Origin of the sequence: Prevotella veroralis DSM 19559 = JCM 6290, from assembly GCF_000377625.1 — a bacterium.
In the GTDB taxonomy this organism is placed as follows: Bacteria; Bacteroidota; Bacteroidia; order Bacteroidales; family Bacteroidaceae; genus Prevotella; species Prevotella veroralis.
The window spans coordinates 1-12,698 of record NZ_KB898329.1 but is presented as its reverse complement, the minus strand read 5'-3'; the positions used below and the strand labels follow the sequence as shown (position 1 = coordinate 12,698).

General features: G+C 35.5%; 7 protein-coding genes. All 7 read right to left on the bottom strand.

Annotated features, from left to right (window positions below):
* Positions 1-153 precede the first annotated feature (153 nt).
* The 7 genes from D464_RS0105710 to D464_RS0105680 all read right to left on the bottom strand — a co-directional run bounded on the left by D464_RS0105710 (position 154) and on the right by D464_RS0105680 (position 12,662).
* Positions 154-1,041 carry a hypothetical protein gene (locus D464_RS0105710; RefSeq protein ID WP_238309024.1) on the bottom strand — a complete coding sequence of 296 codons (888 nt, stop codon included), beginning with the start codon at positions 1,039-1,041 and terminating at the stop codon, positions 154-156.
* Positions 1,042-1,870: 829 nt separating this feature from the next.
* On the bottom strand, positions 1,871-5,251 hold the full coding sequence (locus D464_RS0105705) for a hypothetical protein (RefSeq protein WP_244264088.1): 3,381 nt from the start codon (positions 5,249-5,251) through the stop codon (positions 1,871-1,873).
* A gap of 77 nt (positions 5,252-5,328) precedes the next feature.
* Positions 5,329-6,222 carry a protein adenylyltransferase Fic gene (fic, locus tag D464_RS0105700; protein WP_018910546.1) on the bottom strand — a complete coding sequence of 298 codons (894 nt, stop codon included), beginning with the start codon at positions 6,220-6,222 and terminating at the stop codon, positions 5,329-5,331.
* A 10-nt stretch (positions 6,223-6,232) separates the two neighbouring features.
* Positions 6,233-7,300, bottom strand: a complete 1,068-nt coding sequence (locus tag D464_RS0105695) for a Fic family protein (RefSeq protein ID WP_018910545.1) — start codon at positions 7,298-7,300, stop codon at positions 6,233-6,235.
* Positions 7,301-7,372: 72 nt separating this feature from the next.
* Entirely contained in the window at positions 7,373-11,671 is a 4,299-nt protein-coding gene (locus D464_RS0105690) for an AAA family ATPase (RefSeq protein WP_018910544.1), read from the bottom strand.
* The gene (locus D464_RS0105685) at positions 11,668-11,898 is read right to left on the bottom strand and encodes a helix-turn-helix domain-containing protein (protein WP_018910543.1); all 231 of its coding nucleotides are present in this window, start codon (positions 11,896-11,898) and stop codon (positions 11,668-11,670) included. The genes D464_RS0105690 and D464_RS0105685 overlap by 4 nt, the downstream gene beginning before the upstream one ends.
* Positions 11,899-11,999: 101 nt before the next feature.
* Positions 12,000-12,662 (bottom strand): hypothetical protein, encoded by a 663-nt coding sequence (locus D464_RS0105680; protein WP_018910542.1) that lies wholly within the window; start codon positions 12,660-12,662, stop codon positions 12,000-12,002.
* Positions 12,663-12,698 lie beyond the last annotated feature (36 nt).

The window sequence follows — 12,698 nt, the reverse complement described above, 5'->3', positions numbered from 1 at the left end:
CTGTAATACTTCTCCAAAGCACTTGTAATGGTTCTCCAAAGCACTTGTAATAATCCTGTAAATTATCAGTTGCACTTTAAAATGGCTTTAACAGATACGAAAAAGTCCGAATCCTTGAACGGGATTCGGACTTTTCTTTATAATTGGAATCTGTTAACGATCTGTATGAACAGGTTGAAATTCCATTGTAAGAGTAACTTCTTCACGACCTTTAGATTGGCTATCTACCATGATCAACTGCCCATTATCAAACTTGAGAGCAGCTTGATCATCTACAGAGATCTGATCCTCATTTTCTGAAAAGCCTATGATCAACTCGTTAGCGTTAATCCATTTCCAGTAATTCATAAAGTCTTCACGACTGTCCGTAGTGGTTACATAATATGAACCTGCATGCGTAAACGTAACCGTTCTCAATATCCTTAAGTCATCAATATCCTCCACCTTGCTTTGAGAGAGCTTTAACTTGTCCTTATACTCAGGTGTGTTTATTGCTGATCTAAATCCATCGTAAAGCTCATTGAAAGAGGTAGATGATGCATCATAGACCTTCTTTCCATCATACTTCACAACGATATGACACTTAGAGAACACCCATGTACGACACAACTCATCGTTGATCTTATTAGAAGGTAATGTTCCAGACTTCTGGGCAGAGAGCTTGAGAGACTTCCCTTTATTGGTCAACTGCAATTCGTATGAGTTATTGTTAGCTGTGATAGTCAGCTCACCAACAGTATTCAATACATATCGATTACCTTTCTTCTCATAACTTCCAGAGACGATAACATCATCATTATCTTGTGAAGAAGATCCAGAAACACTACCATCATACACGATAAAGTAGCGTCCATCTTCAGTTAGTTCAAGACTCTTCCAAGTAGATCCCTGCGTTGTAATCTTGTATCTTGCAGCATCAGACAAATACTTCGGTCGTTCTATCTTACCCTTTCCTCCATCATCATCAGAACTACTGCATGCCGTGAAACTCAACGTCATCAACGCTAATAAACTCACTACTAAAAACTTTGAATGTCTCATTTCTTTTATATTTAAAATTATTTATTCCCTAACAAACTCACCCTTTCAAATCCCATAATTGCCAGCTTTCCTGTACCAATATAACCATTCAAAAGACAATTATAACCATTTAAAAGACAATTATATATTAATAGTAACAAAAGTAAATATACTTTTTCAATTTACCCCTCATTACTTGTTAAAAATCACTAAGTCCTTTCCTTCCAACCTCACAACCATCCTTTCCCACGTTCAACATGCTACTTAAACATTCTCAAAAGAGATATCCCATCTCCCAAAACCTAACGCTCATCCCTCAGTATATAAAAAGGTCAGACCGAGTCCTTTTCAGTTTCCTGTCACTTCTGTCATCAAAATAGCACTTATAAAGCATTAATAACTAACACTTTACACGAAGTGTTAAAAGTGGCAGCAACTAATTTCAAAACTTTATTAGGCGTTTTTGCTGTATTTATCAAAACCTCCTTTCTCTCTTATTGTACACATTATTCCACCCTATTATATACCTTCAGCCCTTAACGCCATACCCTCCTATAAACCAAGAGTGCTACAGCCTTCTCTGACTACAACACCCTTATCTCTTATAAGTCTTTGTTTTTTCTTCCTCAAATATATCCTACACTGATTATCAGTTATTTATAATAGCATGGTACAAATAAGGGGCGTTGTAAATATCATGAACAATAGGAATCAATAATTATCGAGATCTATCCGTGCTCTCATTATACCGATAATATCTATCCTTTGTTTTGTATTTCCATTTCGTGGTTGCAAAAGTACTGAGATTTGTTTCAGCTCTGCAAATTACTTTGGTATAAATATGTTCCTTTCATTCAAATAGGCTCATTGGATTTTCCACAATCTCTACTGCAGAAAGGAAAGTGATGTCATTTTCTTGATTATGTTCAAAGTATTTATATGCATTCTCGTGATACGTCAAGAATATTGTCTTAACAGAGAATTGAACATCAACTTCTGGTACGTAAGACATGAACTTGTCAACATTTTCCTTGCACCACAAATCTCTGTCAATCACATGGGAAAGTTCTTTAGTCACAATTTTTCTATTCTGCTGTATTAATTCGTATGCTGTTCTACTTTCCGAGAAATTCTTAGCCTCTATACAAACAATCTGCTTTGTTTTTTTATTTATAAGAAGAATATCAATATCTCCAAGATCTTTGTCGGAATTGAGGTGTTTGCCTGGCATAATCTTAACCTCTGAATCCACATATAAATAATCAAGAGACAGACTTTCATATAATCTCCTTACACTTGTAGTGAACTCACGACCTTTTTCTATATTTACCTTTGATACAAGAGCCTGCATTTCTGGGGTAGTATTAACCACAGTTCCATTATTCAATCGTTCTACTCGAATCATCCAACTCTCATAAAGTGTTTTAGTTGAATAATAGATGTTGCCATCAAAGAGTATCCAAGGCCGTGCTGTAACTTGCACTGGGCGATTAAATCTCTGAACCCATCTGTCACTAAACTTAAGATCACCATTATTGAGATCCTTCGTAAGGACAAAGTTCGCCATGAATACTTTCGCCTCTTCTTCATCAAATATGCCGGCACATATTTTCTCAAAGAACTTTTTCTCCGGTAATACCATTACTGGTTTCTTATTATAGCTGGCATAATCAATGGATGCCTTGAGTACCTTACAATACTTCTCAAATGAAATACCGAATTGCGCTTTATAAGCCTTTATAAATATTTCATCATTTGGATTGATGGAGGATGTTGGCATCAGATTATGTAATCTTGTGTACAATTCTGGATTACTCATGGACAACTTTCTTAGCCTATAAAAATAGGCGTTTAGTTTATCAATCATAGGCTTTGGCATTACCAGTCTTCCATTTTTTAGTATTGTCAATTCAGAACCTTTTATCTTCTCACCTAATTGATCCATATATACACCCATATTCAAACTAAAGTGCATCAGAGCAAACAGGCGATCAAGCTTTTCCAATTCAGGCTTTCCACCAGTATTATGAATACCATTCAGAACAATGGTTTCAATCATACTTTGTGTCAACGTATTCATCTCCGAATATTCATTGACATAATCAAGTTGATTATCAAATGTCGCATCCAAAAAAGAATATGCCTTGCTTAAAGACTCGTACCTTCGTTGAGTAAGCTTCGACCAATAAATCATGGCATGATGAAGGTTAAGTAGACTTGTAAGAAGTAGTTGGGTATCCATCTCTGCCAACAGTTTTTTTACTTCGTCAAGGATATAATCAGAAACCCGAATCATGATCTTCCTCGACTCTGCAAAATCAAAAGTCTGTTCTGAACCTTTAATATTCAGAAAATCAGCAATCTCGGAAAGAATCTTGTCACAATATCTGGAATTGACATAATAGCATGAGTCAACACCATCCTTCTCGTCAATAATAGTTATATTTTCACTCTCGCCAACCTGAATAAATCTTCCTGGTGCAGAATCAAGCAATTGCATACCAGTATCAAATAATGACTCGTTTGAAGAGAATCCACAATCTTTAATTGCTTTGAGGAATTGGCCTACTAAATCTCTCTCTAAAGTAGTAGCATCCGAACTCATGATTTCTTCTGGTACGCAAAATACCATAGACTGGTCATTTTCCTTTTTCCACTCATAGACACCACCCGGCATAACGCATAATTCCACATAGAGATTTTGGCCAATAGTATTTACCCATAGTTTCTTCTCAATAGCAAACAACCAATTCATCAAGGCGATGGTGGCCTCTCTACCAAATATGCGATGCTCCTCTTTGCATACTATATGAATCCATAAATTATAGTTTTGCAACTCAAGCATAAGAAGGCCCTTCACCATCATGTATGGGGCGTAGATAGGTATCTGTTTTGGTATGTCAGCATAGTGCTTGACCATAACATAGCTACTTTTCGGTGCATATTGTACTATATGCGCATCCTGGCCGCACAAATATTTCTCACGCATTGATAGAGCGTAACCTATTTCCACGACCATGATATCTGGTTTTTCATCCCGATAGAATGTATTATGGTTGGAACTATAGTATGCAAATCTATCAATTTCTTGGACTGTAGGTAAAAATCCTTGAATCCTCCTGTCTTGATCGTAATAGTATAGATTCAGCAGATTCATTCTATCCTGACCCATTACAATATTCAGTTCCTCTAACGAGAAATGAGCCACATCATGACCGAAAGTCATAAACAGACTTTCCTCTGTCATCGCTTGAGTAACTAAAAACGTGAATATGTTTTTGAATGGGAACGCTTGTTTTATAGCAGTCTCTGAATCTTTAACTGCTTGCTCCAGATTTGCTTTCTTATCTGCTAAAACGATTGTAACATTGGCAACCTTATCTTCATCAAATTGGAACCATAGGAAAGAAGTGTCATGATAGTTCTTCTGTTCAATAAATGATCCATGACCTCCTTGCAGGAGAAATCCAGTTTCTTGGATCATCTCTTTTTCGATTAACGATAGGAGTGTTTTCTCGCCCAGTTCCTTTACAAGAATACCATAGCATAGTCTGTAAGCTAACCTTAAGAGATTAGCCGGGAAAAGAACCAAAAAATCTCCACCGTCAAGTTTTAAGAAAGGATGCAACTCAAACGTATCGCTATGACCTAATTGAGATAATTCTTTTTTGTACTCTTTCCTTTTCATGCATAACAAGAATGGTTGCAGATACTTTTCCTCAACTTTGTATTTTGCCAATATGGAGTTTACCTCAGCTTTGCTAAAACTGTTATATGATTGACACTTGCCATATTCCTTGTAGTTTGAGGTATAAACTGATTCTGCATCGTATTTACCACATATATTACGGCCATAGTTGAATCTATCTGCTATTTTATTGGATATTTCCAAAATTGCATAGACAATTGTCAACTTACTTTGATCTGTCTTTTCCTTATGAGCCAAAAACAATAATTGGCTGAGAAGATATTTATGAGTCAAATAGAACGCAGAGAATACCTTGTAAGAACCAATCGGAGTGTTTACAGTTTCAACAAACAGCCTTTCCTGTGGATCTTCATGTGGATTGCCATACTCAAGAATTCTATCTATGTGGAGCCAGTCATGCTTTCCTCGTTTCCACATCAAATATGCTTCGATCAAGGCCATTTCTAATCTATAGCAGAAACGGGAATTTTCCTGCAACACGGACAAATAAGAGAGGTACTTAAGCATCTTATCTCTCTTCAAGTTATGATAGAATTTATATTTCATTATAGTATTCCTCTTTTTCCTTTTGAAGTATGTTATCGATTCATTTTGTTTCTTCAATCATTTTGTTCATAATAATACGAATAATCGATACCTTTCATGAACATTTCTCGGTCGTCAATCTTGGTGGTGAGTGCAGGTTGTACCAAAGCTTTGATGTGTGTACTATCAGAAACACTTTCACGCATGGCTGACAAATATTCGTTCTTGTCTATTTGACTCCAATCCACACACCGTTTAAGTGAACGCTTCAGTATAAGGTCAAGCCAAATGCGGGTGCTGCGACCATTGCCTTCCATGAAAGGATGGGCAACATTCATTTCTACATACTTGTCCATAATCTCATCAAAGGTTGTTTCGGGCATTCGTTCTATTGTTTGCAGAGTTTCAGGGAAGTGCATACAATTAGCGAAAGTAAAACCTCTTTTGGATATATTCTTGGTACGAATTTGTCCCGCAAAGTCATATAATCCACCAAAAAGATAAGCATGGATCTGTTGCAGACACTTTACACTGCCCGGCTCAAGACTTTTCAGCAAACCACTTTCATATAACTGATATGCTTTTTTTCGACTCTGTCCATCCAATGTATTATCGCTGTATGTAAACCAATCGAGAAATTCATTAGCCCGATTGTTGGGATAGTGCTTTGCTAATAAAGCCACTCCTTCACTATCAAGAACATCTGCAACACGCAACTTGCCATCTGGTGCTTCAAATTTAAAGCCGTGAGTGGCACTCACAGGTTCAATGCCGTCTTGCTTCAACTTACGTTTTAGCCAACGCCAATAGTTACCAGCTTTGGTGTAGTCGGGTTCGTTGTTAATGGCTCGTACAATATCCGTAGCCGAGAACCACCAACAGTTTTGTTCCTCGTTCCATACCGCCCTTACTTCACGGTCGTTGAAGAAGCGAATCGATTTCTTATGTTGCTCTTTCTTCTCTTCCATAAATGGGAACTTAGTTATTCGTTTTAATACTTTTTATTACCCAATAGCCATTGCGCCGACCATTTTTGCGTTCAATAATGCCTTGTTCAGATAATTTCACGGTCATCGTCTTTACCGTTCGCTCTGATTTTCCTATATCCACAGCTATTTCCTTTTGCGTTGCATTCGGCTTCTCTTTAATAAAGTTGAGCAACGCTAATTCTTCTAAAGTGCAATTCAAAGTGCAAATATTGCACTTTGGAACATTCTCTGCTGCACTTTGGCTTTCTGCCAACACATGGAGATGCCTATTCTTCAACTCATTCTGCTCACCTAATATCAAGTTGCGGAAAAACGCTTCAAGGTATTGCCTTGTGGCAAAAATACCTTTAGGCATACTGTTATAGTTGGCTCGAACTAGTGCATTGCGGAAGTACCACGAATAGCGGGCAAAGGTTTCGTTGCTGAGGTCAAATCCAAATGTACGCAGATACTTAATAGTGAAAACCGCCGTTGTACGAGTATTACCCTCACCGAATGGATGAATTTGCCATAAGTCAGAAACAAATTGGGCAATATGGCTCACAGCTTCTGTTATATCGTGCTGCTTGTAATCATATTCCTTTTCATGGGCAAAATCATAATCCAGCGTTTCACGAATACTGTCTGTACCTGCATACAGCACCGTCTCTCCATTCAGCACCCATTCCTTTTTCGTAATGTTATAATTTCTTATTTTACCAGCGTGTTCATAGATGCCTTCAAACAACCGGCGATGAATAGAAATATATTCCAATGGCGAGAATGTAAAGCTCTGTTCTGATAGCAATTCGGTAATACGAGCCGAAACTTTATCAGCTTCCTCCGTCCTATCCTCTACGCCGCTACGAGCAGTCTTCGATTCATAATAACTATTGACGAGTCGCTTCACCTCCTCTATCGTAATATCACCCTCAATATGCTGCCGGGCAGTTTCACGCAGATAGTCAGAGGTTTTCAAGCCATCAACAGCCTGCAAACCAATAGCCGTCTGCCACGCATAACCCTTCTCACGTTTATGCGGTTCGCTCTGTCGTATATATTCCTCAAAGTCAGTCATTTCAAATTTTATACATTTATTTTTTACCATGAATGTAATATTTCATCATTAACAACAACTATAGTAGGTAAATTATACACCACCTAATTTTTCTATTGCATCATTTATGATATAAGAATTCGCAATGACGTATTCATCAAACAAGTCCATCATTTTGTTCATCGCATCCAAATTTTCCTCTTCTTTTATCTGTTTATATATGCCTAATAAAAGTTTCACAATTTTTTCTTTAACGTAATAATCATCAGAATGCAAGAAGTCATGAGCTTTTATATACTGGTAGCAATTTAATGGTAGCTTACTCGCACATTTTTCCAAATATTTAATCTGAGAAAAACGTTCCCGATGCGATTTAATGTTCCAATCCTTTGTAATCTCTTCAAATAGATTAAATTCTTCTACAGGCAGGTCTTCTATATGATATTCATATGATTTCACAATCTCTTCTCTATTATTCGCTATGTGACATACCAGAATATCAGTTGCTATTTCTCTGTAACAAGATTCAGAAATGTTTTCTAACGAAAGTCTTATCATTGTCGCGATAACTTTCTTGTCATTCAACAATAAAATTTTATTAAGATTTTGTTTGCAAATATCTTTTATATCATCATGATATAATCCATAAAAGAATATTTGAGCCAAAATATCATGGCATCTATTATCTTTCATAAGATCAGCGATGTATGTACGCACCAAATCTGTCTTAAAATAAAAATGAGACTGTACCACATCTGTTCTTACTATTAGTCCACAGGCTCCACTACCAGATAAATAGACCGAGAATAATTTATCTGTTAGCACTTCATCATAATATTCCTTGTAGTATATGTAGTATAAAACCTCTAAACGCAATTCTATAGCTAAATCTGTATATAGTAGGTTCAAAAGATTATAGATTTGGACACGACGGGTGGACAACGCACAAATAGATATAAGGATATTCAATGCACGGCCTTGAAAACTATTAATAGCAACATTCAATTTGTGTTGTGTAATATCAGTTAAGCTTTTAACTTGCAGATCTTCTTGCTCATTTTTTAAAAGTAATGGCTGCTTTATAGTTTGTACAAGTATTGGAATCAAATCATCTATCATACAATTTTCTTCCTTTGTATAGTTCATGGCAAGTTGTTCAAAAGTATATACGTTATCTCTTATATAGCTAACATTCATATATCTTTGGAACAATGGGGCTAGCTCTGTCTTTTCAGCCCCACCTAAAAGCAATCCTAATAATCCAGCTTCTTGGTACATAGATTTGATATTTGGATTATCATGTAAAGAGAAGATAAATTTCTTATACTTTTCTGGAGAATTCTCTACACATTTAGTAAATGCTTCTGCATGTGCTCTTAAACTAATTGGTGAAAAATTGCCTTTGCGGAAAGTAATTCGTTCATCTAATTTACCAAAAGAGGATAGCCAATTATCGGGAGAGAAATGATTATAAACTTCTTGCGTTGTTATACCTCCACAAATGGATGCAGCGGTTACATGGTGGTTAGGTTTCTCATTGACATATACACATTTGAATCGCCGACAAAGTTCTTGCTTATATCGCTTAGCTTCTTTCGTCAATGTAGATTCTAAAATAGTACAACATAGTAACTGCCATTTATGCCAGCCAAGATAAGGTAGCACAAGTTTATTGTCACTTCTATCACTATGTATGTTGTCTCTTTTTGACCTATATTTCAAAATATACCCCTGATATTTTACTTGTTCTTCATGCGAAACTGAAAGATACCATTTAGATAGAGCTTCTAAAAAATAATACCTCACATCATTAAATTCAATAAACTTATCTAATTCTTCGTTATGTGAGACTAAATTCTTTATATATATATCAAAAAGAGTTGGTTTTGCAGCAATTACCTTGAAAGACAAAATAAATGCATACTCCTCCTCTAGAGATAATAATTTTTCCACCATAGAGGTATCAAAATCTTGCTCACCAATATATTGTATAAGGAGATTTCCTAACCAGTCAAAAAACTTTTCTGCATAATCAGACATATAGTTACTAAAAATCTCATTTGTCGAATACCACTGATAGCTTTGTTTTCTTGTTTTGGAAACTATTTGTACAAAACAATCGTATGCTATCATTAAAAAATCTTTCGGGTATTCTTTGTAGAATCTTTCACATATCTGTTCAAACAACTCGTAATCGTAATGCGACTTATGCTTATTGTTATTAAGAAAGTAGTAGTTAATGAGAAGTTCCTTCGTCTCTTCCAAAGCAAAATTCAGATTGCTATCAATTGCATCCATGACACAACTTGCCAAATCGAAATTGGGTTTTACTTTTAAGTTAATGTAACTTTCTCTTACTTTCTTATTGGAATAATCATTATGATTTCGCAACATCCACATCGTTATATTCTCTTTAGTAGAACTGTCCTTTATTGTCTCTACCATGTCATAAATGTCGTTGGGAAATTTCGAGGCATAATTCGAAAACAAAATTCGCAGAGGGTCAAAATAATCGTTTTCGGTGGTAAGGTCAGCCACTAAAGGTTGTATCAAGTCCTTTATTGTCGGGAACCATAAAGGATTCGCTGTTGTCGAAAGGAAATAAATAAATAATTGGTGATTGAGTTTGGGCAATTTCTTAATGATATCAATCTCGAACTTATATACAGCATCACTATATGAGAGTATAGAAAGAGCCAGTTGCTTCAGATGCAAACGAATATCATTAGAAAATATTATTGTATAAATATCCTTCTTATACAATGAATCAGAATGTCCCCTTTCAAAATCTAAGAAAATTTTAATTGAGGAACGTACTTCTAATCCTTGAAATTGACTTTTCAATTCAGTAATAAGAGACTTGTTCTTTGATGCATAATACCTTGCAAGTACATAATCGTAGAAACTTTGATGAAAGAAAGAGATTCTTTTGTTGTTATATTTTACTATACACTCGCTCGCTAAATATCTTGTTGCTTTATTGTTTCTTGCCGTTATTAACCATGTAGGGGTTAAAGTTTCTGCCTCATGAATAGAGTTTGCAATTTCAAACATAACATCTTCCAAATTATCACAAGACGTGTTTTTATTTGCATAATTTATCAATGACAACCACAAATCATCATATAACTCCATGTAGTTTTGATAATTGTATTTTCCAACACAGCCAGAGTCATATAACCTACAAAAGATATCAAGATATTGAGGAGTTCTTAGTGTTGTAATTGTTTGGGATGTTAATTTGTGATAAAGACCTGAATCTAATTTGTTAACAACATTCTCAACATCCTTATCATCCAAGCTATTTACCTCAATAGCAGTGCTATGCTCTTTTAATTGACTTAATGAGGGATCATATTCTAAATCATACTTCCTACAAGACACTATTATTCTTATGTCTTTACTATATTTCTTTTCCCATGCAGCAATTACATTTAAGAGAATATTCAGTTTGTCTCTATCGTTAGATAAATATTGGGATAATGCATCTATTTGGTCTATAATAACAACAACCCTCTTATGCTCAGATACTAATAAATCCAGTGAAGCGTGTAACTTCTCCAAAGAAAAATCAGATGTCTCATTTTCTGTAATGTTGTAATAATCTGCCTTAATCGTCAGACATTTAACTCCTGATGTGGTAAGTTTATCCAGTAAATCCTTAATGATAACAGTTTTCCCGACTCCTGCATTTCCAACCAGAAGTTTTAATTTACAATCTTTAGATGTCAAATCGCCTTGTATCCAATCAAATAATAGATCTGTTTCTTTTCTAGCTATATGAGATTCTTTTAATCCATAAAATGTAGTCGTTATTCCTTCAAAAGATTTCAGGTTTACATCTAAAAAATCTAATAGTTTTGACTTCTCATCTTTTAATGATAACATTTGCTCATGGTATAATGTTTCCCATAAATCAATGACCGAGTCAACATTATTTTCTGTAAGATTTTCGTTGTCTTTAAAATAATACCTGTAAGTCTGTTGAATATTTTCCGAGTTAGCAATTTGACTCTCAACAAAAGCTCTGTCAATATACTTCCAATAAACGATATCGTTGTTAGTATCACAAGTGATAAACAAAACAACTTCTCCTTTCATTCTATGGGCATACGCAAGAAGTGATGTCGGGATGTCATAACAGACGCCCTTCTCACTGATAGCGTTGTTATTATAATGCTTTATCTGCACTGTAACTTTTGCGACAATTGTATCATCGACATCCAAAATACTAATATACCCATCTGTATTTGCTTCTGTTCCACCTTCTTCAATGTTAGAAGTGTCAACCCTTTTATCTTCTAAGATTTTCCGTAGTAGCCGAACAGATTTTTCATCCAAACGTTTTGAAGCCCAAGATGATTTATTAGGCTGTAAATTCAGATTTTTCATTTAAGTTGCTCTTTACTCAATTCCTTATCTACAAACACTATTAAATCCTTTGGATTAACCTGCAAGATCTCTGCTATCTGAAATAGCAATTCTAGGCTTGGCTGTCGACGATTGCAAACATATGAGTTGACAATAGTGAAACTCTTACCGAGTTTCTCTGCAAGCCATGTTTGCTTAATCCCTTTCTCGATAAGCACCTCTTTAATTCTATTAGTTGGACTTTCCATAAATATCATCTGATAGTTTGCAAATATAGTAAATATTCTTGTATAAAGAATAAAAAAGAGGAGATATTTTCTCCTCCTTCAAAAGTCTTATATCTACAATTCTATTTGCCTTTCTTATTTTGTAGATTATTCTGCATTAAACTATCTGCTTTTGCTTTCAGTCCCACATTATAATCATCTGTATGCTTTTTGATTCTTTTAATTATTGCAGCATTACGATGAATGTCAAACACATCATTGAGCCATAGGATTTCCTTTGGGCTACATCCTCTCCATACTCTGATGATACGGAATTTCAAGGCATCATCCTTGTATTGCTGCTTGCTTTGCCACAAGAAGTAATTGCCGACCAAAGAAACAAAACAAAGGACAGATACTGCTACCATATAAGTAAAGCCTTTCGAGGACTTGAGGGCAAAACTGTGCCTGTGAATATGTTCCTGCGGTATTGGATGCTCTTTATTCTCCTGCCATTCGTGCAACATGGTCAAGACGCTTGCCACCAATTTGTCCATAGATTTAGCCTCCTCGTCCTTGATGCGCACTTGTACACCAATATACTTGTTAATCACCTCTTTTGTTCGCTGTTCATACTGATTGAGCAATTCCTGTTCCATCTGTTCGTCACGTTGTACAGGTGCAGATTGAACAGGGAGGGAAACAGAACCGTTCTCCTTTTCTTTCAGTTCCTTTAGTTCCCTGTAAATTGTTTCCAACTTGTTTTTGATTTCCTCGAAGAGGACGAATGTATTATTATCTGCCATAGTTATAAATGTATTTTACGTTTTTTCTTTTTCTTC